Below are 22,713 nucleotides of genomic sequence, written 5' to 3' on the forward strand. Positions count from 1 at the left end.
GTGCGGACGGGATAAATGCTGAAAGCATCTAAGCATGAAGCCCCCTCCAAGATGAGATTTCCCTTTGAGTAATCAAGAAAGACCCCTCAGAGACGATGAGGTAGATAGGTCACGGGTGGAAGCATGGCGACATGTGGAGCTGAGTGATACTAATCGGTCGAGGCCTTGTTCTAGCAGATGCATTGTTGATGACTTCAGTTTTGAGGGCGCGAGCCCGTCGTCTGGTGACGATAGCCAAGTGGTCACACCCGTTCCCATGCCGAACACGGAAGTTAAGCACTTGAACGCCGAAAGTAGTTGGGGGCTTCCCCCTGTGAGGATAGGACGTTGCCAGGCACTTGACCGATCTGCAGATTGCAGGTCGGTCTTTTTGTGTAATCCTTTTAGATAAGAAAGAAATAAAAAAACTGACGAATGGGCGTCAATCCGCCATCACGTCAGTTTAAGCGAAGCATCTAGATTAAAAAGAAGGGATTGTGCTAAGAAGACGAGGCGTGACTTGGTGTAAGAGCGCTGCAGCACGTGCTTCAAGAGGTGTTGGTAATTGATTCAGGGAGAAATACTGTAAGTCGAGACTCTCTCCGTCCGTCATTTGTAAGGTACCCGATACGTCTTTTGCTTGAAAGAGATGGATCACACTGTAGGTTTGATCGCCATTTGGATAACGGAAGAAGTAATCAGGACCCGAGAAGACGTCTAGCAGCTGAACGCTGCGTGCTTGAAGTCCGGTTTCTTCCTGCAACTCGCGCATCGCAACTTCTTCAAGTGTCTCACCTGGTTCCATCGAACCACCGGGGAGTCCCCAACTGTGTGTATCCGAACGATATTGAAATAGCAGTTCATGTTGTGAATTCATGACGAGTACGGTCGCCCCCACGCTGATCAACGGTCGGTTGCCTACGATCTTTCGTAAATTTAATAAGTATCCCATCTGCTCACTCCTTTCGTATCAATATAGAAGAATATTCATTATGACAGTTAGTAAAAAGAAATAAGGCAAAAAGACTTGCCAATTTAAAAGACGCATGTTATATTAATATCTGTCGAAACGTTATATCATCGCGGGGTGGAGCAGTCTGGTAGCTCGTTGGGCTCATAACCCAAAGGTCGTCGGTTCAAATCCGGCCCCCGCAACCAATTTTTAAATAATCAAATCCGAAACGTTTATCGTCGCGGGGTGGAGCAGTCTGGTAGCTCGTTGGGCTCATAACCCAAAGGTCGTCGGTTCAAATCCGGCCCCCGCAACCAATTTTAAACTTAACTTCAACTTTACTACGAAACGTTCAGCGTTTCGTATTTTTTTTTGCCTTTTTCGTTCGGTACAATAGAGAAGGACGAACAGTACGCATTAAGGAGGAGACATCGTATGATAGAACTGGAAATGAACAGCTTGGAAGAAACGACTGCCTTGGCCCTTGAACTCGGACGACGTGCTGAAGCGGGAATGGTCATTACGCTCGATGGGGATTTAGGTGCTGGGAAAACGACCTTTACGCAAAGCTTTGCGAAAGGGTTAGGTGTGACGCGTCACGTCAACAGCCCTACCTTTACGATCATGAAAGTCTATACGGGACGTCTTCCTCTTTATCACATGGATGTCTATCGCTTGGAAGGTTCCGGTGATGATATCGGACTTGAAGAATATTTGAACGGTGAAGGCGTCGCCGTCGTCGAGTGGTCTGAATTGATTGCGGAGAGTCTTCCACCTGAACGATTGGCAATCACGATCACACGAACGGGTGATGATAGCCGTCGTTTTGAGCTGACGCCGATCGGAGAACGATACATTACATTATGTGAGGGATTGAAATCATGAAAATCGTAGCTATTGATACATCGACGAAACAATTATCGGTCGCTCTTTCAGACGGGAAACAAATCGTAGCAGAAGCTTCTTATGTCACGTCTTTGAATCATGCGACGAAACTCATGCCGTTGCTTGAGCGCTTGATGGTGGAAGCAAAATGGACACCGGCTCAACTGACACGTGTCGTCGTTGCTGACGGTCCTGGTTCTTATACCGGATTACGGATTGGAGCGACGACAGCGAAGACGCTCGCGTATACACTGGGCATCGAGCTCGTTGCCATCTCGACACTTGAACTGATGGCAGCTTCGACAGGTCATACGGGACGCGTCGCAGCGATTCAAGATGCGCGACGTGGTGCAGGTTTTGTCGGAGTATACGACGCCGGGAAACGAATCGGTGAAGAGCAGCATGTCGAGATCGCTTCTTTTGTGAAGACGTTACCGCCAGATACGCTCGTCACAGGAGACGTCGATGCGTTCGAAGAGATTCTTCAGCCATTTGAAAAGGCGGCTCCTGCTTTCCGGACTCCGCGTGCCGGTGTACTCGCTTTACTCGGTGCAACACGCCAGACGGTCGAAGCGCATGCGTTCGAACCACGATACCTGCGTCTAGCTGAAGCAGAGGCGAAATGGATCGAGGCACAGCGTCATGAGTAAGGGCATTCGTCGGATGACCGTACAGGACGCTGCAGGTGTTCATGCGGTTGAACTCGAATCGTTTGCGACACCGTGGACGCTAGATGCCTTCGAAGCGGAAATGACACAAAATCCGAATGCCTATTATGTCGTTGCCGATCAAGATGGTATCGTCGGGTTTGCTGGTCTGTGGCATATCGCGGATGAAGGACATATTACGAATATTGCCGTCAAGCAGTCGCATCGCGGACAAGGACTTGGGGAAGATCTGCTAACGGCATTGATCGCCGTCGGTCGTGCGCTTGATTTGCGGGCGATGACGCTCGAAGTACGTGTCTCGAACACACCAGCGCGGACTTTATATGAAAAACTCGGATTTCAGTATGTCGGTGTCCGAAAACGATATTATCAAGATAACAATGAAGATGCTGCCATCTACTGGCTGGAGCTGGAGGGAGAAGACCTATGACACAACCATTGATTCTAGCAATCGAATCGAGTTGCGACGAAACGGCGGCTGCCGTCGTCCGTGGAGGAACCGACGTCTTATCGAACGTCGTCTCGTCTCAAATCGAAAGTCATAAACGATTCGGTGGCGTCGTGCCTGAAGTGGCTTCACGGCATCACGTTGAACGGATCACATACGTCATTGATGACGCCTTGACGGAAGCGAACGTCACGATCGACGATATCGATGCGATCGCCGTCACGGAAGGACCTGGACTGGTCGGAGCATTACTCGTTGGTGTCAGCGCAGCGAAGGCACTCGCCTTTGCGCACGATAAACCATTGATTGGTGTCCATCACATCGCAGGTCATATCTATGCGAATCGACTCGTGCAAGAGCTTGAGTTCCCGCTCGTCTGTTTGATCGCATCAGGGGGGCATACGGAACTGATCTACATGCCGGAAGACGGTGTATATGAAGTCATCGGTGAAACGCGGGATGATGCAGCGGGAGAAGCCTATGATAAAGTTGCTCGGACGTTGAAATTGCCGTACCCGGGTGGTCCACGAATCGACCAGTTGGCACAGACGGGTCAGGATACGTTCCATTTTCCACGTGTCTGGCTCGAAAAGGATTCGTATGACTTTAGCTTCAGCGGTTTGAAGTCAGCAGTCATCAATGCCGTTCATAACGCCGAACAACGGGGAGAAACGATCATCCCGGAAGATTTAGCTGCGAGTTTCCAAGCGAGCGTCGTCGAGGTACTCGTGACGAAGGCGGTCCGTGCCGTGAAGGATAAAGGGGGACGTCAATTACTGCTTGCTGGTGGCGTCGCTGCCAACAAAGGATTACGCCAAGGTCTCGAAGCAGCGTGTGCGAAGGAAGGAATCGATCTCGTCATTCCGCCGATGCACCTGTGTGGAGACAATGCAGCGATGATCGGAGCGGCTGCGATTCATCCGTATCGCGCGTTACGCTATTCGACACTTGCCATGAACGCAGAACCTGGGCTAGATTTAAAGTAAGGAATCCGAACAACTTGGGGGAAATGGAATGAAAAAAGTCATCATCGCATTGTTAGCGGTACTGGTCATCGTCGCGATCGGACTTCAGATCCGAGAAATCGTCAACGCATACCAAGTCGCCTATAAGGAAGAACTCGTACCCGATAAAAAAGCGGTCGAGACGAATACGAAACAACGTCCACTTTACGAAATCGGACGAGCAGAAGGGGAAAAGACCCGGATTCAAAAGTTATATGCTTTTGATCAGACAGTCAATGGTAAGCTCAGTAACGTCGTCATCGTCGATCGGAAGTATGGTTTAACGAACAAGGCGAGTGATGATTATTTCATGATTGCTTCCGGAACACCAGTGACGGATCAAGAAAAGAAGTCATTCGAACCAATGATTCAAAAGATGGATGCAGAACAAGTCCAAGCCGAGGTCATCTCAAAGCATGAGGTGACGGCTGTCGAGAACAATAAAAAACGGACGTTGACGTTATTTAAGGTCTTCTATAAGGATACGGATCAAAACGAATACCTCTTCTTCATCGAAAAAGAAGGCGGTCTGAAACTCGATCTATTCAAGAAGGGTTACTCACGTTTGTCTAATTACTAAATCCATGAAAACAGCGGATTCCTAAATAGGAGTCCGCTGTTGTTCGTTCATTGCCATTCAGTGATACCCGTCAAGTCATCATAGATGCGATCGGGATCGAGATTCAATTCCTCGACCGGAAGTCCATTTCGATTGATCCATGCCGTTTTGAAGCCGAAACTCTTCGCCCCGGTGATATCCCAACCGTTCGAGGACATGAAGAGGATCTCCTCGCGTTTTAGACCGAGCGTGTTTAAGGCATGCATATAGGATGCAGGTGCTGGCTTATACTGTTTGATATCATCGACACTGACGAGATGTTCGAACCGATCGGCTAAGCCTGACTGCTCAATCAGCGGATCGAGCATATCATGGGAACCATTCGAGAAGACGACCAGACGCTTGTCCGCCATCGTCTCGAGAACGGAGCTGACTTCAGGATATACATCAAGCGTCAGGTACGTCTCCATTAACGTCGTGATTTGTTCCTCGGTCACATGGAGCTTTAGTTCAAGTAACGTATAGCGGAGGGCATCTTGTGTCACTTGGCTGAACGGCACATACTGTCCGTTCAATTGCCGGAGGAAAGAGTACTCCAATTGTTTCTCCCGCCAGCGTTTGCTGATCGCTTCTCCGTGATCCGGATAAAGCGCTTCGGCTTGTTCTTTGACGGAATGGACATCGAATAATGTACCGTAGACGTCAAAGACGAGTGCTTGAATCGTCATAAAACATTCATCTCACTTTCATAGAGTCTGCTTTAACGATTCCCTTACAGTACGGATTCAAACGACACTCAAGAATGAACCTGTTGTAAAAAGCGATGAAACGTTTGCACGAACGCACGACAAGCGGCTTGTTTCTCCGGGGTATTCGGATCAAACTCAATCTTCAAGCCATCCGTGACGATGGTCGCCCCAGCTTCTTTTAATGCGTCTTCAATCAAATCAACGGCTGCGCAGTACTTCGGATAATCAAGATCCCCCGAACCAAAAGCCGCCGCCGGTATCCCTTGTAAGGATTGTTCCCGGAGCTCCTCGACAAAATCTTCTGCTTCATACGGTAAATCACCGTCTCCCCATGTATATGAGCCGAGTAATAGACCATCAAAACGTGATAAGTCCTCCCCGACGAATTGATCTAGTTCCGTGATCGTCACGTTGACATCGTGTTGCTCGAGTTCATGTTGAATGAGCGAGACGATATCTTCCGTATTACCGGACATGCTGACGAATCCAATCGCGATATGCATGCATCTTCCTCCTTTCACTGTACTTCTCTACTTTAATTGATAATGATTATCAATGTCAAAGGACATATAAAAAAGCACCTTCCAAAGAAGATGCTTTTCTATACATTAGTCTTGTAGTTCGGCCCATTCCTCAATGGAACGAATGACCGGTTCGAGTTGGCGCCCTTTGTCGGTCAAACTGTATTGAATCTTAATCGGACGATCGGGAATGACAGTCCGGATGACGATGCCTTCCGCTTCGAGCTCCTTCATACGTTCCGTGAGCATACGACCTGATAATTCGGGAATGGCATCTTGAATCTCATTGAAACGACATGTCTTCGTCAACAAGTGACGTAAGATCAGACCCGTCCATTTCTTACCTAAGATTTCAAAGGCATGTTCGACTTTGGGACAAAGAGCCGGTTGGATTGCGACTTCTTCCATCAGCACTCATCCTTTCTATAGTTGTAGTATACCCGCTTCTGCTAAAAAAATCGAATCATTTTACTTAATGTAACAAAAAGAACTAAAACAAATCTATTTACTTTTAGTAAGTGATAAGATATAGTCTGTTTATTGAGTTACTTAAAGTAACTAAAATACATTAGGTAAAAGGAGAAGAGAGAAATGATGGATACAGGACTTTTAATTATTCGTTTAATCATCGGCTTAACGTTCGCTGCACACGGGACACAAAAATTATTTGGTTGGTTCGGCGGACACGGAATCGCTGGAACAGGCGGTTGGTTCGAATCAATCGGCATGAAGCCAGGGAAGGCACTCGCGATTACAGCAGGTCTTGCTGAATTGATCGGCGGCTTGTTGTTTGCAGGAGGCGTATTCCTCTGGATCGCAGCACTCCTCATCATCGGATCGATGCTTGTCGCGATCGTTAAAGTACACGGTGCGAATGGTTACTGGGTGACGCAGAACGGGTACGAATACAACATGGCATTGATCGTCATCGCGCTTGGTGTAGCGATGATCGGTGCTGGAGACTATTCACTCGCTGCACTCATCGGGTGAAGAAAAAGGTGGGTCATTCATGAAGTTCGAGGCATCAACGCTTAGCGCAAAAGACAATTATAAATTACTGATCGGAAGCATCATTCCGCGTCCGATTGCTTTCGTGACAACGCAAGGAGAAGACGGGACGGTCAACGCCGCACCGTTTTCCTTCTTTACGGTCGCTTCAAGCAGTCCGCCGCAACTGGTGATCGCCGTACAACGGACGGATCAGGGGCAGAAGGATACGGCACGTAACATCTTGGCGAAACAAAGTTATGTCATCCATATCGTCAGCGAAGAGATCGTCGACGCAGTTAATGAGACAGCAGCGCCACTTGCTTACGGTGAAAGTGAGCTTGAGCGGACGGATTTGACGCTCGTCGATAGTGACGCGATCGAAGTACCCGGAATCGCGGAAGCGAAAATCCGCTTCGAGATGCGCTTGACGCAACACGTCGAGCTAGAAGGTGCCGATCTTCTGATTGGGGAAGTACTGCGTTATCACGTCGCGGATGAACTCGTCGATTCGTTCCGGATTGACGCAGCAGGCTTGAAGGCTGTCGCTCGTTTAGCAGGGAATGATTATGCGACGATCGGGAAGACGTTTACGATTGCCCGACCGACAAAATGATAGAAGCGTGAATGCTTGATTCATCGTACGATTCGTTTTGATTCAAACGAAAAGGAGTGGAGAGACCGGTCTAGCTACCGGAATCTCCACTCCTTTTTCTCATGTCGTTCATCTGATTCATCGATCGGACTTCAAGGTTGCGGATCGATTTCGTTTGAAGAGGCTTCAAGACCATGACGTTTACTGTACTGATAGCCATCGAGCAAATAAAAGACGATCGCGAGTGCCCAAATGCCGACACAGCTGATCAAGAAAGCGGTGAGCGGTGAGACACTACCGTAATACGATAGGATCAACGGGTCATTGAGTTCGACGAATAGCTGTGTCGTCAGGAGCGTACAGCATAATCCCGAGAGTAAACTGACGAAAAGACCGCTCCATGTCTGGATGACGAGACCGATCATACAAGAAATCAGGAGGAACAAAGGAAGCGCGGCATTAAAAGCATCCGGCCGGATGAAGGTCGACACGTAGTCCGCATACATCGGTACGAAATAAAGGATGCCGGATAGCAGTCCTTGAATCAAGTTAATGAAAAAGCTTTTCGTCCGCATCAGTGTTGGTTCTCCCATCGTTCCATCAATTCGAGTAGATCGACATCAATTTGGTCACGTTCTGCTGAAAGAGCTGTCGCTTTCGGAATATCGTTGAAGACTTCCGGTTCACAGAGCAATTGTTCAATTTCTGCCGAACGCTGTTCGAGCCGCTCGATGTCTTGTTCGAGCTGTTCGATTTGCTGACGGCGCTTGCGTTCTTCTTTCTGTGCTTCCTTGTCGATCGTCTTCGACGCCGTGACCTTTGCGGCTTTTGCTTCCTCGGCTTCAAGACGCGCAATCTCTTCTTGCTCCGCCTTCTTCTCCGTGTAGTATGAATAATCACCGAGGTATTCCGTCACGCCGGCTTCACTCATCTCGATGACGCGGGTCGCGATCCGGTCGATGAAGTAACGGTCGTGGGAGACGAATAGCAGCGTACCTTCGTAGTCGACGAGCGCGTTTTCAAGGACCATCTTCGAATCCAGATCCAAGTGGTTCGTCGGCTCATCGAGGACGAGGACGTTCGTCTTTCGGAGTTTCAGTTTCGCGAGCGCGAGACGTCCGCGTTCGCCACCGGATAACTCATGGACGATCTTGAAGACATCGTCACCGCTAAACAGGAATTGCCCGAGGACAGACCGGACTTCTTGTTCACGCATCAGTGGCCATTCGTTCCAAATCTCATCGATGACACGGTTCCGATCATTGAGTTCCGCCTGCTCTTGATCGTAATAGCCGATCGAGACGCCAGTTCCGAAACGGAAATCACCGAAGAGGGGGCGTAAGCGACCGACGAGGACTTTTAGAAGCGTCGACTTTCCGATTCCGTTCGGTCCGACGAGTGCCAGTGATTCACCGCGTTGCAAGCGGAAGGTGATGTCTTTTGAGACAGCTTCTTCGTAACCGATCGCCAGTTGATTGACTTGCAGAACGTCATTCCCGCTCTGTTTTTCAATCGGGAAGGACAGGACCGTGCTACGCTCATCTCCATCTGGACGATCGAGTCGGTCGACCTTTTCGAGCCGTTTCCGGACACTTTGGGCACGTTTTGTCGTCGTCGCCCGGGCGATGTTCCGTTGAATGAAGTCCTGCATCTTCGCGATTTCTTCTTGCTGCTGTTCAAACTGCTTCATTTCCTGATCGTATAAGGCCGCTTTTTGCTCCAAGTACTTCGTATAGTTCCCGGTGAACTTACGACAGACATTGCGTGACAGCTCATAGACGACATTGACGACTTGGTCGAGGAAGTACCGGTCGTGCGAGACGATCAGGACGGCACCACGATAACCACCGAGGTAACTTTCGAGCCACGCGAGCGTATCGATATCGAGGTGGTTGGTCGGCTCATCGAGAATGAGGAGCTCTGGTGCTTGCAGGAGCATCTTTGCTAAGGCAAGCCGTGTCCGTTGACCACCGGATAATGTCTGAATCCGGCGCGAGTAATCATCCGGATAAAAGCGCATGCCGTGCAGGACGGAGCGGATATTTGCTTCGAACTGATAACCACCGGCTTCTGAGAAGTCGTGTTGCGCTTGATCGTATGTCTTCAAGAGACGATCGTAAGCGACCGGGTCATTCAAGATATGCTCCATGCCCATTTCGATTTCCATCCGGCGCAGTGTCCGTTCTTGTTCTTGGAGATGTTCAAAGACGGTCAGCATCTCGTTCCAGATCGTCTCATTCGATTCGAGACCACTGTCTTGCGCGAGATAACCGATTTTGACATCCTTGCCTTTCATGATGTCGCCTGAGTCATGACTGAGTTCGCCAGCAATGATTTTGAGCAAGGTCGATTTACCGGCACCGTTTCGTCCGACGAGCGCAATGCGGTCGCGCTCTTGTACTTCCAATTTGATATTTTCTAAAATCGGCTCGACGCCGAATGATTTCGAGAGTTGGTTGACTTGTAAGAGTATCATTTCCATCCATCCTTCCACCCTTTAGTCTATCACGAACAAAAGCGCGAGGTCCTGCGGAATATATTATTTGTGACTCTATGTGAAGTGGTTTACAATCAAGGAGAGTAGAAAGCTTTTTGCAAAGATTTGGGTGCCACGATGGATGTGGCCGAAGGGGGAACTGCAGGATGAATGGACCAGACACAAAAATTCCACAAGCGACAGCAAAACGGTTGCCGCTATATTATCGCTTCATCCAAAGTTTATACAATTCAGGCAAGCTCCGCGTCTCTTCTGCTGAGTTAAGCGAGGCGGTGAAGGTTGATTCAGCAACGATTCGTCGCGATTTTTCCTACTTTGGGGCATTAGGGAAGAAGGGGTATGGATACAACGTTCAACATCTCTTAACGTTTTTCCGCAAAACCTTGAATCAAGATGAGGTGACGAATGTTGCCTTAATCGGGGTCGGTCATCTCGGAACAGCGTTTGCAAATTATAACTTTTTAAAGAATAATAGTACTCGGATAGTCGTTGCGTTTGATGCGGACGAAGAGAAGGTCGGAACAACGACGCATGACGTTCCAATCTATCATGTTTCGGACATGAAAGAACAAATCGAAGCGAATCAGGTCGATGTTGCCATCTTGACGGTTCCATCCCAGTTCGCGCAGTCAGTAGCGGATGAGTTAGTCGAGTATGGTGTGACAGGCATCCTGAACTTTACGCCAGCGCGGTTGAACGTGCCAGCGAGCGTCCGGGTCCATCACATTGATTTATCGATCGAGTTGCAGTCGTTAGTTTATTTCATGAAGCATTATTCGCAATCAGCTGAAGGAGTGAAATCATAATGGAAAACCTTATTCCGCTCACACTAGGTATCGGACCTGCGAGCATCGGATTGATCGCGGTCGTCGCGTTGATCATCTTTGGACCGAAGAAGTTACCAGAATTCGGACGTGCTGCTGGTCAGACATTGAAAGAGTTCAAGAATGCCACGAACGGCATCATGGACGACGATAAAAAGGACGAACCGAAAGAGAAGTGATTGAATCATGACGGTTGATCAAGAGCAAAGCATGACGTCGCACCTTGACGAACTGCGAAAGCGGATCGTCTGGTCGCTTATCATCGTCGTCGTCCTGTTCGCTGTCGCATTTCCGCTCGTCCGACCGCTCGTCCGCTTCTTGCAAGCAGACTTAAAAGAGCTCGGTATCGGTTTGAATGCCTTCAACGTCGCCGATCCTTTAATGTTGTATTTGAATCTTGCGTTCATTATTGCGCTGATTTTAGCGTCACCGTTCTGGATGTATCAACTCTGGGCATTCGTCCGACCAGGACTTTATGACAAGGAGCAAAAAGCGACATTGACGTATATTCCGGTCATCTTCTTTCTGTTTTTGGCTGGCGTAGCCTTCTCGTATTTCTGGTTGCTTCCCTTCTTGCTTGAAGTCTCAACGGATCTCGGGAAAGAGCTCGGAATCGAACAAGTCATCGGAGTGGAGAACTACTTCAGTTTCTTAATCCGGTTGACGATGCCGTTCGGTCTTCTTTTCCAATTGCCGGTCGTGACGATGTTCCTGACACGTCTGGGTCTCGTGACGCCATATTTCATGCGAAAGAATCGGAAATATGCGTACTTTGCGCTGTTCGTCGTTGCGGCATTGATCGCACCGCCGGACGTGACGTCACACTTGATGATCTCGGTGCCATTGTTCGTTCTCTATGAGATCAGCATCTTGATTTCTGCGCGGACGTACAAAAAGGTCCTGATCCTCGAGCAACAGGCAGAGCTTGAACGACAGGCGGATTTGATGCGTGAATTGAATAAATGAATCGTGAATTCCTTCCGACGATTTTTGGAAGGAATTCTTTTTTATGAAAGCGTTATTTTTATATTGATAAAGCAGTTAGTGATACGTATACTAAAGATAATTCATGGGGGCTTAGCTCAGCTGGGAGAGCGTTTGGCTGGCAGCCAAAAGGTCGTCGGTTCGATCCCGATAGTCTCCACCAATACCAAACATCTAACTCCTCGAGGCTTCGAGGAGTTTTTATTTTACTCCCAGTTTAATTCCTTAAAAATATAAAATGTCATGTAAAACAAATAAATTAAAAAAATAGGCAAATATAAATTGTTTATTTCCATTAAATTCATTAAACTAAATATACAGAATTTTCGTTTAACTGTTTTATTAGTAGTACTACTATGGTTTTACAGAAAAGGGGAAAACGAACGCATGAAGAAGAAGATTGCACTTATGGCAGCCGTCTTAATGACGTCTTCCAATCTAGTCAGTGCGCAAGGTGCACTGTCGTCGCAAGACAAAGCAACGGGTCAAAAACCGCAAGCGCTCTCTTTGAAGAAATCGGGGCAAGAGAAGAACTACAAACAATCGGATAAAGTCCGTGTCGTCATCGAGATGGAAGAGAAACCGGCGATTCAAATCGCCCAGGCTCAAAACAAGCGGTATAGCACATTGAGCAATGCCGAAAAAGAGTCGATCAAAGATCGCCTCGTCAACGTTCAAAAATCAGTCAAGTCAGCCATCGCTAAAAAGGCGATTCCCGTTACATATAAGGAAAGCTTCACGACCGTCATCAACGGATTCAGTGGTGAAGTCAAGTTCGGCGACATCGAAGACATCAAACAACTGAGCGGAGTCAAGAGCGTACATATCGCCCATGAATACGCGCGTCCGGAAGTTGCTAAAGGTGCCAAGCCAGACATGCTTTACAGCAAGGACATGGTCAATGCGAAGGAAACATGGCAGGACTATGGTTTTAAAGGGGAAGGAACAATCGTTGCCGTCATCGATACGGGAATCGATCCATCGCATAAGGACATGGTCTTGAGCCCAGAAACGAAGATTGATTTGACTTCTTCGAAAGTCGATAGTGCGAAAGAAACAAAAGGCTTAAAAGGAAAGTACTTCACGGAAAAAGTACCGTACGGCTATAACTATGCCGATCACGATAGCGAAATCCGTGATTTAGGTGCGGGCGCATCAATGCACGGGATGCACGTCGCGGGTACGGTCGGAGCAAACGGCGATGAAGCAAACGGTGGTATCAAAGGGGTCGCTCCGGAAACACAACTCCTCGCGATGAAAGTCTTCGGAAACGATCCAGGAATGCCATCGACATTCAGCGATATCTACATTAAAGCGATCGATGATGCGATTGCACTCGGAGCCGATGTCATCAACATGAGTCTCGGATCGACGGCATCGTTCGTCAATGCAGATGATCCAGAACAACGCGCAATCGTCAACGCGATGAACAACGGTATCTTGTGTGCGATTTCTGCTGGTAACTCGGCATTCGCAGGTCATGGTGCAGGTAATCCGTACACAGCGAACCCGGATATCGGTGTCGTCGGTGCACCAGGTTTAACGAGCCAAGCACTCCAAGTCGCATCACTCGAAAATACGAAATTGACACTCGAAGGCATGGCGCTGACGATTGACGGTCAGGATGCTGGTTATTTGGCATACCAAAAACAAGATTCACCGAATCCGATTGCTGTCTTCGATAAAGAGAAGAAGGATGTCGTCTATGTCGGTGACGGTCAAGCTTCGAACTACGAAGGTAAAGACGTCAAAGGGAAAGTCGTCTTCGTCGTGCGTAACGGTGGTTTCAACTACGGTATGATCCAAGCAGAAGCTGAGAAGCAAGGGGCAGCAGGTGTCATCGTCCGCGGTCGAGTCGATCATGGGGATTACGTCAGCATGGCGCTCAACAATCCGACGATTCCACTCGTCACACTCAGCATCGCAGACGGAAACGATCTTGAAGCAAAAGCAAAAGAGGGCAAGGCAATCGCTGTCACGTTCGATGGAAAAGCAGTCTCAGCCGATAACCCGGTCGCAGGACAAATGTCTGACTTCACGTCATGGGGTGTCACACCAAGCCTTGACTTCAAACCAGAAATCACGGCACCAGGTGGGAAAATCTACTCGACGCTCAACGATAACGAGTATGGCGTCATGAGTGGGACATCGATGGCGGCACCACACGTCGCTGGTGGAACGGCACTCGTCATGCAACGGATTGCGAAGGACTTTAAAGTCGACGGTGCGACACGCGTCAAACTCGCGAAGAACATCTTGATGAACACGTCGCGTCCACAACTCGATCAAGGAAAATACAATGCGCAGCTAAAAACAGGCAACTTCTACTCCCCACGTCGTGAGGGAGCTGGATTGATGGATCTTCGTGCTGCCATGAAGACGCCAGTCGTCGTCACAGAGACGAAGTCGGGTGAAGGTAAGGCATCCTTGAAGGAAGTTGGCGAGAAGTTCACGTTCACACTTGATTTGAAAAACTACAGCAGTGAAAAAGTGACGTATAAGTTAGCCGGAACGGTTCAATCGGATCTCGGCGCAGAAGGATCGAACTTCCTCGAAGCAAACGGCATCTTTAAAAAGGGAACGATCGGTACGGTGGACGCGAACAAGGGCACATATCCGATCTCATTCGCAGTTGGCTCGAAGAAAGCAAGCTCGGTCTCGATTAATCCGAAGAGTTCAACGAAAGTCAGTGTATCGGTCGATCTAAAGGATACAACGGACTGGGCAAACGAACTTCCGCTCGAACAAGTCTTTGAGAACGGCTACTTCGTCGAAGGATTCGTCCGTTTGATCGATACGAAGAGTAAGAATCCAGAATTGACGGTTCCTTACGTTGGCTTTAAAGGGAAATGGGATCAAGCTCCGATTCTAGACGCACCATTGTACGATGAAGACAACACGTTCTATGGTTTGACAGGTCTAGCGACAGAAGTGAAGGATAACTTCGAATTCCTCGGCGCAAACGCTGCTGGAGATGTCGTCGCGAACAAAGTCTCGTTCTCACCAAACAACGATGGTAGCGCAGATGAAGCATTCCCGATCATCTCGTTCCTCCGTAATGCGAAAAAAGTCGAGTACTCGATTCTTGACCGTAACAAAGCAACGCTTCAGAAGCTCGATACGCAAACGGACGTCGTCAAGAACTACTACGATAGCGGTTCAGAGGACGGATACACACCAGTCACAAGCGCTGCTTGGGACGGAACGATCAACGGGAAACCGGTCAAGGATGGTCTTTACTACTACAAAGTCAAATCCGTGATCGATTATCCGAATGCAAAATGGCAGTCGAATCTCTTCCCAGTCTATATCGATACGAAAAAACCAGCTGCAACTGTGAAGTGGGATGCGTCGAAATCAACGCTCTCGTGGACAGCAGGTGACCAAGGAACAGGTGTCGCGTCATACGATATCCTCGTCAATGGTAAGAGTGTCTTGAAGCAACCACTTGCTGCAACAGAAAAAGCGTACACGTTGACGGATCTTCCAGAGCGCGCGAAGATTGCCTTCGTCGTGAAGGATTATGCAGGAAACAGTGTGAAAAAAGACGTCAACACGACAGGTGTTGATAAAGCGGTACCGAACGTTCAAATCGATACACCAGTCGCACTTGGTCTTGCGACATCAAAAGTCATCAACATCGCGGGTCATGTCTCTGATGAATCAGGCATCAAATCATTCAAGATCAACGGAAAATCCGTTAAATTACGTTTCGATACAGCCCAACAGAACTATGCGTTCAGCCATGACGTGACGTACACGACGGATGGCGTCAAGTCATTCAAAGTTGAAGCATACGATGGTAAAGGGAACCGTGTTGCGTTCAGTCGTCAAGTCATCATCGACACAGAATTACCGACGATTCGCGTCACTGCGCCAAAAACCGTCTCAAGCAAAACAAAAACAGCTGAGATGAAGATCGTTCTTCGCGATAACTACAGCGAATTACGCTTTGACTTCAACGGTAGCGCGGAATACCGCCGGACGTTCAAAGAGCCGTACGAGATGAAAGCCTTCAAAAAGACAATCACGAAAAAAGTGACGCTCAAGAAGGGGAAAAACACGTACAACTTGAAACTGAAGGACCTCGGTGGACACGTTGTTACGAAAACAGTCGTCATCACGAAAAAATAAGGAACAAAAGATGAAGCCAGGCGGAAATCCGTCTGGCTTTTCTTGCGTGCCGAAGCGCCTTGAAGGGTTTATGAGACGAGAAGAGGGGGAATTTTAAGAACAGAAACAAGTCAGAGGGGGAACAACCATGAATCCGTTCACGACCTTAATCGCCTTCATTGTAGGGTGTCTCGTCTTATATCTCGGTATCCGCGACAAAAACGGCTGGCTGATCGGTGTCGCGATGATACCGCTCGCGATCGTTGCCTATAGCGTCATCTATCTGATCATTCAGGTCAGTGCGTAGTCTTCATGGAAGATGTCTTACCCTAAGCGGTAGGACGTCTTTTTTTTTGAAAATCGTACTACAGATGAAACCGATCTAGTAAAATGTAAGTATATGACAGTATAGAGAGGTGGATGATCATGGAACACGTACATACACAAACGGATGCCTTGGCGGCGCTGTACGAAGAGATGCATCAGAAGACGAAGACCGGCATGTGGGTCATGCTTGCGGCATTCTTAGCGCTCAGTAACACACTCGAGAAACCAGTCTACGCGATGATCGTCCCGTTATTGTATTTTGGCTATGACATGTTGCTACAACGAAAGCGGTTCGCGCTTGTTGCAGAATACACATCAAAGGATTCAGCAAGACGGCTCTATCAGGTACATGTGCTGATCGGCATTTTACAATACGGAGCGCTTGCCGGTCTAATTGTCTGGGCAGCCGATCGACCGAACACGTCTTTTTTGCTCGGTCTGATCATCATCGTCATTCCGTTCTACTGGATCTGTCGAAAAACGTTAGAGTTCATCTCACGAAAGATTGATCCAACGTATATCACGGAAAAAGAAATTCACAAAGCCCGCTAAAGGAGAAGGTACTATGCAAACGGCTCGTGAAGAACGTCTACAAAAACTTGCGCTCGCGTACCGGGATGTCGAGTGGCTCGGCACACGCTGGTACTGGAACGTGCTTCTATTCATAACAGTTGGTATCCTGATCGAGTGGACCGATATCCCCTTGTTGATTTTGACGATTCCAGCCCTTTTTCTCGGCTCCGATTTTCGCTATCAACTAAAAAAACGAAAAATTTTAGACGGCTATATCTCAAAAGCTCAGATCCGTCGACAATTTTTACTACGCATCGGTAGTCACGTCCTGCTGTACGCGATCTTGACGATCGTCATCACCCAGACGATCGAGGGACCGTTCTGGCAGATGCTTATGGCAATTTTTGCGATTTTAACACCACTCTATTTCATCAGTGAATGGATCATCCGACGCGACGGGGCGCGTGACCCGGATTATATCAGTGACGTTGAGGTAGCCCGCTTCGTCAGACAGAAAGGAACATCGAAATGGAACACCTATTCGAGCGACAAGCACGTCTGAATGTAATGAAACGACCGGTGCGTATCGTCACCTATGTCTTTTTAATCCCTGGATTGATTGTCGCCGTACTTGCTTGGTTTTTACCAGCGGTTGAATCCGTTTTTGGACAAACCTTGTTTTTCTGTCTTTGCGGGATTGGAGTCGTTCGGGAAATCGTTCGGCTACGACTCATGAAGTCCTATTTAACGCAAGGTATCTATCAACAGACTGTTCGGAAGGTCGCTCGTCTGACGATCATCGGTTATGTCGTGGCGTGGCTCATCGCCTTCGTCATGCTGTCGATTCCAAATGCTCCCGGTTATTTATTCGTTCTCTTACTTGTCTGGAGCGGCGGAGTCGGTCTTGGCGTCACTCGAATGAACCGGTTAGCTAAACAAATCGATCCAGCATACGTGACGATGGGGGAAATCGAACGTGCGTGGTGGAAACGGTAAAGCAAAAAATCCGCATCGATCAGCGAAAGACACTGATCGATGCGGATTTTTGATTATTTCTTCAACAGTAGATAAATGAAGTATGGTGCTCCGATCAAGGCGACGACGATCCCAGCCGGTACGCCGTCTGGTCCCGCGATGTTGCGTCCAATCGTATCAGCGAACGCAAGCAACCAGCCGCCGAGTAAGAGGGCAATCGGCAGAAAGAACTGATGCCGTGGTCCGACGAGGGCGCGGGCGATATGCGGAGCCATTAAACCGATGAAAGAAATCCCACCGGTGACAGAAACGGCAGCAGCGGCGAGCGCAACAGCTGTCAACAAGAGTTGGATCCGTTCTTTTTCAATCGCGACACCGACACCGATTGCGACCGGTTCATTCAAGGCAAGCAGATTGAGCTTATTCGCCTTGTAGAACGTGAGCGGAATCAAGACGAGTAACCACGGCAAGAGCGAGTAGACGAAGATCCAGTCTGTCCCCCAGATGTTACCGGCGAGCCATTTGGCGATGAAGTCGACCTTTTCGCGACGCGTCGATGAAATCAGGATGACCATGATTCCAGACAGCGCCATCGAGAAGCCGACACCCGTCAAGATCAACCGAATCGGTTGGAGTCCTTGTACGCGGTCGTACGAGAACAGGTAGATTGCTGTCGCGGTGACGAGTGCACCGAAGAAGGCAGCGATCGGTAACAGATAGATGAATGACCCGACATCGGTTGGGAAGTACAGGAAGAACAAGGCGACGGCGACGCCAGCTCCCGTATTGATGCCGATGATACCAGGATCAGCGAGTTCGTTGCGTGTGATCCCTTGAAGGATTGCACCGGATAAGGCAAGTGCCATTCCCGCCATGACGGTGATGAGCAGTCGGGGTAAGCGGAGTGAATAGAGAACGAACTCCTCTTTGAACGAACCGTTTCCAAGTAACGTCGGCAGTAAACGATCGTACGAAAGGGAAGCAGGTCCAAGACCGATGCTGACGACGAGTGTTGCAATCAATAGTGCCAGTAACGTCCAAAACGTCAGTTGCTGGCGACGGCGTAAACGAGATTCCATCATGAGAAAGCACGCCCTCCTTTCCGAACGATTAAGAGGAAGAATGGTAGCCCGAGCATCGAGACGATTGCGATGACCGGCGTCTCATATGGTGCGTACAGCGTCCGTCCGATCGTATCGGCAAGCAACATGAACGTCGCACCGAAGATTGCGGTCATCGGCAGGATGAACCGATAGTCCGTCCCGACGATTGCACGGACGATATGCGGAATCATCAGCCCGATGAATGCCATGTTACCGACGAGTGCTACGGCAGCGCCAGCAAGCAGGATGACGACGACGTAGAGGACCGCTTTGATCCGCTGGATGTTCTGTCCGAGACCGAGTGCGACTTCTTCCGATAGACTGAGAATCGTCAATTGCCGCGAGAAAATGAACGCAATCACGATTCCAATTGCGATGACTGGCGCGATGACTTGCAGTTGTCCCCATGTCGACCCGACGAGTCCCCCGGACGTCCACTGTGAGACATCTTGGGCAATCTTGAAGTAGATACCGATCCCTTCCGCAATCGCGTATAGAAAAGCTGAGATCGCGGAACCGGCAAGGACGATCCGGAGCGGTGAGAAGCCGCCTTTTTTCGAAGCCCCGATTCCAAAGACAAGTGCTGCCCCGAGTGCTGCACCGACGAAACACGCGATCATGATTCCGAAGTAGTCAACTTTCGGGAACAGGACGATGACGAGCGCAAGTGCCGCATTCGCCCCTGCCGTCAGACCAAGCAGACCGGGATCGGCGAGGGGATTGCGTGTCATCGCCTGCATGATGGCACCCGAGACACCGAGTGCCGCTCCGACGAGGATCGCTGCCAGTTCCCGTGGCAAGCGGATTTCCTGGACGATTTTTGCTTTTTCATTCAACGGTCCGAACGTCAAAGCGTTCCAGACTTCGCGCGTCGTCGTATCGGCGGCACCGAACGTCATCGCGATCCAGAACATCCCGAAAAAGAGGACGAGACCGAGTGTGATTTTAATGCCGAACGGAATTCGACCAGCTGACATGAATGTCGCCTCCATTTCTGATTCAGTGAGTGAGCCACAAAAAAAGGAAGGGATCCCGCAGGTTCCCTCCCTTATTCATTATGCGCCAAGGAAACTTTTCTTGAAGAACTCGAGTTGACGTTCGAGTGTGAGCGGATCGTTGAAGTAGAACTCCTTCGAATCGACTTCGAAGACACGATCGTTTTTAACGGCTGGAATGTTTTTGAACGTATCCGTTTTCGTGAATGAGTTGTCCGCTTCCGCACTCTTACTGAAGACGAGGTAGTCGCCTGCGTATTCAGGAAGGACTTCTGGTGACAACGCGTAGTATCCGTCTTTTAATGCCATCTTCGTGACTTTATCCGGCATTTTCAATTTCATTTCCTGATAGAGAATCTCTGTTCCACGACCCCAGTTATCGCCGAAGACGTAGAGTTGTTTATCGAAGCTTTCGATGACAGAAACAGTAGCATCTTCACCGATTTTTGCTTTGATGTCTTTACCGGCAGCAGCAGCGCGTGTTTTGAAGTCTTTGACCCAGTCGCGTGCTTCTTGCTCTTTGTTGAGCAATTTACCGATTTCGATGTGTTGCGTCAAGTAGTCGACTTTTCCGTATGTGTACGTGACTGTCGGAGCAATCTTTTTGATTTTATCGAGGTTTTTCGTTGTTGAGTAGCCGATGATCAAATCGGGTTCGAGTTCGATGATTTTTTCAACGTTCTCTTCCGATACTTCCGTGACATCTTTGAGTTTGTCGAACTTCGGATTCGCTTTTGACCACGAATCGACACCAACGACAGGTACGTCGAGTGCCATGACGTTACCGGCAAAACCAGCGAGAACAACGACACGTTTTGGATTAGCCGGAACTTTGATGTCACCATTCTCCGATTTGTACGTGATCGTCTCGTTTTTCGATCCAGATGCTGCGTCGTCTTTTTTCTCCGTATTGCCACACGCTGCGATGACGAGCGTGAGAATGAGTAGAACCGGTAAAAGTAGTTTCTTCATGATTCAATCTCCCTTGATTAAGTTGTAGGTGATACACATCGGCTTGTTCGTCCGCGGATCGCGTCCGATTTCAGCATCGATATGGAATACTTCTTGTAAGACGTCTTTTGCGATGACTTCCTCACACGTCCCGGCTTTGACGACTTCACCGTTTTTCATGGCGATGATATAGTCGGCGAACCGTGCCGCTTGATTCAAATCATGCAGGACCATGACGATCGTCCGTCCTTCGGTCCGGTTGAGATGCTCGAGCAGTTCAAGCACCTCGAGTTGGTGGGCGAGATCAAGATAAGTCGTCGGTTCATCGAGGAAGATGATGTCCGTCTCTTGGGCGAGTGCCATCGCAATCCAGACCCGTTGACGTTGACCACCCGACAGCGCATCGACCGGACGGTGTTTGAATGCCATCGTATCCGTTGCTTCGAGTGCCCAATCGATGATCTCGTAATCGTGTTTCGTCAAGCGTCCGAATCCTTTTTGGTACGGGAAACGACCGTATGAGACGAGCTCTGCGACCGTCAGACCACTTGCGCTCTCTGGAGTTTGTGGCAGAATAGCCATCTTCCGGGCAAGTAGCTTCGTACTTTCCTTGGCGATATCGAGACCATCGAGCAATGCACGTCCTGATTGATGAGGAATGATCCGTGTCATCGCTTTCAATAAAGTCGATTTGCCACATCCATTCGCCCCAATGATCGTCGTGATTTGTCGATCGGGAATTTGGACGGACAAGTCTTTGACGATGGGACGATCACCGTAGCCGATATTGATTTCTTCTGTTGCTAGACGTACCATACGCGACGACTCCTTCGTTGTTCTCTCCGTTTTCAATGATAATGATTATCACTATCGTCTCATTAACCATACCAGTCCTGTAAAAACGCTGTCAACATTTTTTCTTGTGTTCAAGAGATGTTCACGTTATCATGAGGTAGTGAGAATGATAATCAATCGTAATCAAAGACGAGGAGTGAGTGAGATGAGGGAACAGGAGTTGTTCGACGTAACGATCATCGGCGGAGGACCTGCAGGGTTATATTCGACGTTCTATAGTGGTCTTCGGGGCATGAAGACGAAATTGATCGAGTATCAAGCAGAACTCGGAGGAAAATTGCACGTTTATCCGGAAAAGATGATCTGGGACGTCGGCGGACAACCACCGATCACTGGTGAAAAACTCATGGCTCAACTCGTCGAACAAGGACTGACGTTCCAACCGACTGTTCAATTGAATGAAAAGATCATCTCGATCGCAAAAGACGTCTTCGGCAACTTCGTCTTAGAAGCAGAATCGGGTCGGATCCATTATTCGAAGACGGTCATCGTCGCGGTCGGCGGCGGCATCCTCAATCCACAAAAATTAAAAGTCGAGGGCGCGGAGCGTTTTGAAGTGTCGAACTTGAACTATACGGTCAAATCGATTGAACGCTTTAAAGGAAAGACCGTCATCGTCTCAGGTGGTGGGAACTCTGCGATCGACTGGGCGAACGAGCTCGAACCGGTCGCAAAAAAAGTCTACGTCACGTATCGCCGGGATTGTTTCTCGGGGCACGAGGCGCAAGTCGATCAGCTCGTCAAAAGTTCTGCTGTCTGTCTCCTTAATACGACGATTCACAAGCTGATCGCAAGTCCTGATCATCAACGGATCGCATCAGTCGAATTGATCGACTGTCAAACAGAGGAAATCGTCGAGATTCCAATTGATGAAGTCATCATCAATCACGGCTACGAGCAGGACGCGGCACTGCTTGACGCGTGTGATCTCGATATCGCACGGGTCGATGACTTCTATATCGCAGGGAACGCAGCGAGCGAGTCGAGTGTACCGGGTCTATATGCTGCCGGAGATATTCTTTCACACGACGGGAAGGTCCACTTGATCTCAGGTGCCTTCCAAGATGCGGCGAACGCTGTCAACCGGGCGAAACGCTTCATCGAGCCGGAAGCGCCAAAAGTGGCGATGGTCTCGTCACACAACGAAGTCTTCAAAAAACGCAATCGGGCGTTGATTGAGGAACGCGTTAATCAACAATCTTGAATAATGTTTAAACGTCCAAAATGCT

At 48.9% G+C, this 22,713-nt stretch carries 26 protein-coding genes, 3 tRNA genes and 2 rRNA genes; 21 read left to right on the forward strand and 10 right to left on the reverse strand.

Annotated features, from left to right (window positions below; all coding sequences use genetic code 11):
• A 23S ribosomal RNA gene (locus AYO36_RS00255) occupies window positions 1-173 on the forward strand; the annotation flags it as partial.
• A gap of 47 nt (window positions 174-220) precedes the next feature.
• A 5S ribosomal RNA gene (gene rrf, locus AYO36_RS00260) occupies window positions 221-336 on the forward strand.
• Between the two features lie 124 nt (window positions 337-460).
• On the opposite strand, the gene AYO36_RS00265 is transcribed toward rrf, so the two are convergent.
• Window positions 461-931, reverse strand: a complete 471-nt coding sequence (locus AYO36_RS00265) for an NUDIX hydrolase (RefSeq protein ID WP_064299187.1) — start codon at window positions 929-931, stop codon at window positions 461-463.
• Between the two features lie 129 nt (window positions 932-1,060).
• Here AYO36_RS00265 and AYO36_RS00270 point away from each other — a divergent pair.
• The 7 genes from AYO36_RS00270 (at window position 1,061) to AYO36_RS00300 (ending at window position 4,516) form a co-directional block, all read left to right on the forward strand.
• A tRNA-Met gene (locus tag AYO36_RS00270) sits at window positions 1,061-1,137 on the forward strand.
• A 34-nt stretch (window positions 1,138-1,171) separates the two neighbouring features.
• Window positions 1,172-1,248 (forward strand) — tRNA-Met (locus AYO36_RS00275).
• A gap of 118 nt (window positions 1,249-1,366) precedes the next feature.
• Window positions 1,367-1,816: a tRNA (adenosine(37)-N6)-threonylcarbamoyltransferase complex ATPase subunit type 1 TsaE gene (tsaE, locus tag AYO36_RS00280; protein ID WP_064299188.1), complete on the forward strand. Its 450-nt coding sequence runs from the start codon at window positions 1,367-1,369 to the stop codon at window positions 1,814-1,816.
• Window positions 1,813-2,466: a tRNA (adenosine(37)-N6)-threonylcarbamoyltransferase complex dimerization subunit type 1 TsaB gene (gene tsaB, locus AYO36_RS00285; protein ID WP_064299189.1), complete on the forward strand. Its 654-nt coding sequence runs from the start codon at window positions 1,813-1,815 to the stop codon at window positions 2,464-2,466. The genes tsaE and tsaB overlap by 4 nt, the downstream gene beginning before the upstream one ends.
• Entirely contained in the window at window positions 2,459-2,914 is a 456-nt protein-coding gene (gene rimI, locus AYO36_RS00290) for a ribosomal protein S18-alanine N-acetyltransferase (RefSeq protein ID WP_023469614.1), read from the forward strand. The genes tsaB and rimI overlap by 8 nt, the downstream gene beginning before the upstream one ends.
• Window positions 2,911-3,918, forward strand: a complete 1,008-nt coding sequence (gene tsaD / locus AYO36_RS00295; protein ID WP_064299190.1) for a tRNA (adenosine(37)-N6)-threonylcarbamoyltransferase complex transferase subunit TsaD — start codon at window positions 2,911-2,913, stop codon at window positions 3,916-3,918. Before rimI ends, tsaD begins: the two co-directional genes overlap by 4 nt.
• 28 nt (window positions 3,919-3,946) lie before the next feature.
• The gene (locus AYO36_RS00300; RefSeq protein WP_058704191.1) at window positions 3,947-4,516 is read left to right on the forward strand and encodes a hypothetical protein; all 570 of its coding nucleotides are present in this window, start codon (window positions 3,947-3,949) and stop codon (window positions 4,514-4,516) included.
• Window positions 4,517-4,563: 47 nt separating this feature from the next.
• Here the strand turns inward: AYO36_RS00300 and AYO36_RS00305 are convergent, their stop codons facing one another.
• The 3 genes from AYO36_RS00305 to AYO36_RS00315 form a co-directional block, all read right to left on the reverse strand.
• Complete coding sequence (locus AYO36_RS00305; protein ID WP_023469611.1) at window positions 4,564-5,223, reverse strand: haloacid dehalogenase type II; 660 nt, start codon at window positions 5,221-5,223, stop codon at window positions 4,564-4,566.
• A gap of 68 nt (window positions 5,224-5,291) precedes the next feature.
• On the reverse strand, window positions 5,292-5,747 hold the full coding sequence (locus tag AYO36_RS00310; protein WP_064299191.1) for a flavodoxin: 456 nt from the start codon (window positions 5,745-5,747) through the stop codon (window positions 5,292-5,294).
• Window positions 5,748-5,852: 105 nt separating this feature from the next.
• The gene (locus tag AYO36_RS00315) at window positions 5,853-6,173 is read right to left on the reverse strand and encodes a winged helix-turn-helix transcriptional regulator (RefSeq protein WP_023469609.1); all 321 of its coding nucleotides are present in this window, start codon (window positions 6,171-6,173) and stop codon (window positions 5,853-5,855) included.
• A gap of 183 nt (window positions 6,174-6,356) precedes the next feature.
• Here AYO36_RS00315 and AYO36_RS00320 point away from each other — a divergent pair, with 183 nt between their 5' ends.
• Window positions 6,357-6,755 carry a DoxX family protein gene (locus AYO36_RS00320; protein ID WP_023469608.1) on the forward strand — a complete coding sequence of 133 codons (399 nt, stop codon included), beginning with the start codon at window positions 6,357-6,359 and terminating at the stop codon, window positions 6,753-6,755.
• A 19-nt stretch (window positions 6,756-6,774) separates the two neighbouring features.
• Entirely contained in the window at window positions 6,775-7,368 is a 594-nt protein-coding gene (locus AYO36_RS00325) for a flavin reductase family protein (RefSeq protein ID WP_064299192.1), read from the forward strand.
• Window positions 7,369-7,499: 131 nt separating this feature from the next.
• On the opposite strand, the gene AYO36_RS00330 is transcribed toward AYO36_RS00325, so the two are convergent.
• A complete protein-coding gene (locus tag AYO36_RS00330) occupies window positions 7,500-7,922 on the reverse strand; it encodes a hypothetical protein (RefSeq protein WP_064299193.1) in 423 nt (140 codons plus the stop codon).
• Window positions 7,922-9,823: an ATP-binding cassette domain-containing protein gene (locus AYO36_RS00335; protein WP_029342826.1), complete on the reverse strand. Its 1,902-nt coding sequence runs from the start codon at window positions 9,821-9,823 to the stop codon at window positions 7,922-7,924. Before AYO36_RS00335 ends, AYO36_RS00330 begins: the two co-directional genes overlap by 1 nt.
• A gap of 167 nt (window positions 9,824-9,990) precedes the next feature.
• Between AYO36_RS00335 and AYO36_RS00340 the strand changes: the two genes are divergently transcribed.
• The 9 genes from AYO36_RS00340 to AYO36_RS00375 all read left to right on the forward strand — a co-directional run bounded on the left by AYO36_RS00340 (window position 9,991) and on the right by AYO36_RS00375 (window position 17,601).
• Entirely contained in the window at window positions 9,991-10,650 is a 660-nt protein-coding gene (locus tag AYO36_RS00340) for a redox-sensing transcriptional repressor Rex (protein WP_023469604.1), read from the forward strand.
• Complete coding sequence (locus AYO36_RS00345) at window positions 10,650-10,847, forward strand: twin-arginine translocase TatA/TatE family subunit (protein ID WP_029342825.1); 198 nt, start codon at window positions 10,650-10,652, stop codon at window positions 10,845-10,847. Before AYO36_RS00340 ends, AYO36_RS00345 begins: the two co-directional genes overlap by 1 nt.
• Window positions 10,848-10,854: 7 nt before the next feature.
• Window positions 10,855-11,634, forward strand: a complete 780-nt coding sequence (tatC, locus tag AYO36_RS00350) for a twin-arginine translocase subunit TatC (protein ID WP_029342824.1) — start codon at window positions 10,855-10,857, stop codon at window positions 11,632-11,634.
• Between the two features lie 105 nt (window positions 11,635-11,739).
• Window positions 11,740-11,815: transfer RNA gene (locus tag AYO36_RS00355), tRNA-Ala, on the forward strand.
• 224 nt (window positions 11,816-12,039) lie between these two features.
• Window positions 12,040-15,786, forward strand: a complete 3,747-nt coding sequence (locus tag AYO36_RS00360) for a S8 family serine peptidase (protein ID WP_064299194.1) — start codon at window positions 12,040-12,042, stop codon at window positions 15,784-15,786.
• A 127-nt stretch (window positions 15,787-15,913) separates the two neighbouring features.
• The gene (locus AYO36_RS16865; protein WP_014971497.1) at window positions 15,914-16,072 is read left to right on the forward strand and encodes a hypothetical protein; all 159 of its coding nucleotides are present in this window, start codon (window positions 15,914-15,916) and stop codon (window positions 16,070-16,072) included.
• Window positions 16,073-16,191: 119 nt separating this feature from the next.
• Complete coding sequence (locus tag AYO36_RS00365; RefSeq protein ID WP_064299195.1) at window positions 16,192-16,644, forward strand: hypothetical protein; 453 nt, start codon at window positions 16,192-16,194, stop codon at window positions 16,642-16,644.
• Between the two features lie 13 nt (window positions 16,645-16,657).
• Window positions 16,658-17,167, forward strand: a complete 510-nt coding sequence (locus AYO36_RS00370; RefSeq protein WP_064299196.1) for a hypothetical protein — start codon at window positions 16,658-16,660, stop codon at window positions 17,165-17,167.
• Complete coding sequence (locus AYO36_RS00375) at window positions 17,134-17,601, forward strand: hypothetical protein (RefSeq protein WP_064299197.1); 468 nt, start codon at window positions 17,134-17,136, stop codon at window positions 17,599-17,601. Before AYO36_RS00370 ends, AYO36_RS00375 begins: the two co-directional genes overlap by 34 nt.
• 53 nt (window positions 17,602-17,654) lie before the next feature.
• Here the strand turns inward: AYO36_RS00375 and AYO36_RS00380 are convergent, their stop codons facing one another.
• The 4 genes from AYO36_RS00380 to AYO36_RS00395 form a co-directional block, all read right to left on the reverse strand.
• Complete coding sequence (locus AYO36_RS00380; RefSeq protein WP_023469597.1) at window positions 17,655-18,662, reverse strand: FecCD family ABC transporter permease; 1,008 nt, start codon at window positions 18,660-18,662, stop codon at window positions 17,655-17,657.
• A complete protein-coding gene (locus AYO36_RS00385) occupies window positions 18,659-19,660 on the reverse strand; it encodes a FecCD family ABC transporter permease (RefSeq protein ID WP_029342817.1) in 1,002 nt (333 codons plus the stop codon). The genes AYO36_RS00380 and AYO36_RS00385 overlap by 4 nt, the downstream gene beginning before the upstream one ends.
• A gap of 78 nt (window positions 19,661-19,738) precedes the next feature.
• Window positions 19,739-20,650, reverse strand: a complete 912-nt coding sequence (locus AYO36_RS00390; protein ID WP_055969400.1) for an iron-hydroxamate ABC transporter substrate-binding protein — start codon at window positions 20,648-20,650, stop codon at window positions 19,739-19,741.
• A 3-nt stretch (window positions 20,651-20,653) separates the two neighbouring features.
• Entirely contained in the window at window positions 20,654-21,445 is a 792-nt protein-coding gene (locus tag AYO36_RS00395) for an ABC transporter ATP-binding protein (protein ID WP_023469594.1), read from the reverse strand.
• A 184-nt stretch (window positions 21,446-21,629) separates the two neighbouring features.
• On the opposite strand from AYO36_RS00395, the gene AYO36_RS00400 reads away from it, so the two are divergent.
• Window positions 21,630-22,688 carry an NAD(P)/FAD-dependent oxidoreductase gene (locus AYO36_RS00400; RefSeq protein WP_023469593.1) on the forward strand — a complete coding sequence of 353 codons (1,059 nt, stop codon included), beginning with the start codon at window positions 21,630-21,632 and terminating at the stop codon, window positions 22,686-22,688.
• Window positions 22,689-22,713: the final 25 nt, after the last annotated feature.

This window comes from Exiguobacterium sp. KKBO11 (assembly GCF_001644945.1).
Classification (GTDB): domain Bacteria; phylum Bacillota; class Bacilli; order Exiguobacteriales; family Exiguobacteriaceae; genus Exiguobacterium_A; species Exiguobacterium_A abrahamii.

Bases quoted from the DNA above. Each gene is read 5' to 3' on its own strand.
- AYO36_RS00300 (WP_058704191.1), top strand. From the start codon at position 3,947: ATGAAAAAAGTCATCATCGCATTGTTAGCGGTACTGGTCATCGTCGCG.
- AYO36_RS00370 (WP_064299196.1), top strand. From the start codon at position 16,658: ATGCAAACGGCTCGTGAAGAACGTCTACAAAAACTTGCGCTCGCGTAC.
- AYO36_RS00330 (WP_064299193.1), bottom strand. From the start codon at position 7,922: ATGCGGACGAAAAGCTTTTTCATTAACTTGATTCAAGGACTGCTATCC.
- tsaD (WP_064299190.1), top strand. From the start codon at position 2,911: ATGACACAACCATTGATTCTAGCAATCGAATCGAGTTGCGACGAAACG.
- AYO36_RS16865 (WP_014971497.1), top strand. From the start codon at position 15,914: ATGAATCCGTTCACGACCTTAATCGCCTTCATTGTAGGGTGTCTCGTC.
- AYO36_RS00345 (WP_029342825.1), top strand. From the start codon at position 10,650: ATGGAAAACCTTATTCCGCTCACACTAGGTATCGGACCTGCGAGCATC.
- AYO36_RS00395 (WP_023469594.1), bottom strand. From the start codon at position 21,445: ATGGTACGTCTAGCAACAGAAGAAATCAATATCGGCTACGGTGATCGT.
- AYO36_RS00305 (WP_023469611.1), bottom strand. From the start codon at position 5,223: ATGACGATTCAAGCACTCGTCTTTGACGTCTACGGTACATTATTCGAT.
- tsaE (WP_064299188.1), top strand. From the start codon at position 1,367: ATGATAGAACTGGAAATGAACAGCTTGGAAGAAACGACTGCCTTGGCC.
- AYO36_RS00400 (WP_023469593.1), top strand. From the start codon at position 21,630: ATGAGGGAACAGGAGTTGTTCGACGTAACGATCATCGGCGGAGGACCT.
- AYO36_RS00340 (WP_023469604.1), top strand. From the start codon at position 9,991: ATGAATGGACCAGACACAAAAATTCCACAAGCGACAGCAAAACGGTTG.
- AYO36_RS00265 (WP_064299187.1), bottom strand. From the start codon at position 931: ATGGGATACTTATTAAATTTACGAAAGATCGTAGGCAACCGACCGTTG.
- AYO36_RS00375 (WP_064299197.1), top strand. From the start codon at position 17,134: ATGGAACACCTATTCGAGCGACAAGCACGTCTGAATGTAATGAAACGA.
- AYO36_RS00310 (WP_064299191.1), bottom strand. From the start codon at position 5,747: ATGCATATCGCGATTGGATTCGTCAGCATGTCCGGTAATACGGAAGAT.
- rimI (WP_023469614.1), top strand. From the start codon at position 2,459: ATGAGTAAGGGCATTCGTCGGATGACCGTACAGGACGCTGCAGGTGTT.
- AYO36_RS00385 (WP_029342817.1), bottom strand. From the start codon at position 19,660: ATGTCAGCTGGTCGAATTCCGTTCGGCATTAAAATCACACTCGGTCTC.
- tatC (WP_029342824.1), top strand. From the start codon at position 10,855: ATGACGGTTGATCAAGAGCAAAGCATGACGTCGCACCTTGACGAACTG.
- AYO36_RS00390 (WP_055969400.1), bottom strand. From the start codon at position 20,650: ATGAAGAAACTACTTTTACCGGTTCTACTCATTCTCACGCTCGTCATC.
- AYO36_RS00380 (WP_023469597.1), bottom strand. From the start codon at position 18,662: ATGATGGAATCTCGTTTACGCCGTCGCCAGCAACTGACGTTTTGGACG.
- AYO36_RS00360 (WP_064299194.1), top strand. From the start codon at position 12,040: ATGAAGAAGAAGATTGCACTTATGGCAGCCGTCTTAATGACGTCTTCC.
- tsaB (WP_064299189.1), top strand. From the start codon at position 1,813: ATGAAAATCGTAGCTATTGATACATCGACGAAACAATTATCGGTCGCT.
- AYO36_RS00315 (WP_023469609.1), bottom strand. From the start codon at position 6,173: ATGGAAGAAGTCGCAATCCAACCGGCTCTTTGTCCCAAAGTCGAACAT.
- AYO36_RS00365 (WP_064299195.1), top strand. From the start codon at position 16,192: ATGGAACACGTACATACACAAACGGATGCCTTGGCGGCGCTGTACGAA.
- AYO36_RS00325 (WP_064299192.1), top strand. From the start codon at position 6,775: ATGAAGTTCGAGGCATCAACGCTTAGCGCAAAAGACAATTATAAATTA.
- AYO36_RS00320 (WP_023469608.1), top strand. From the start codon at position 6,357: ATGATGGATACAGGACTTTTAATTATTCGTTTAATCATCGGCTTAACG.
- AYO36_RS00335 (WP_029342826.1), bottom strand. From the start codon at position 9,823: ATGATACTCTTACAAGTCAACCAACTCTCGAAATCATTCGGCGTCGAG.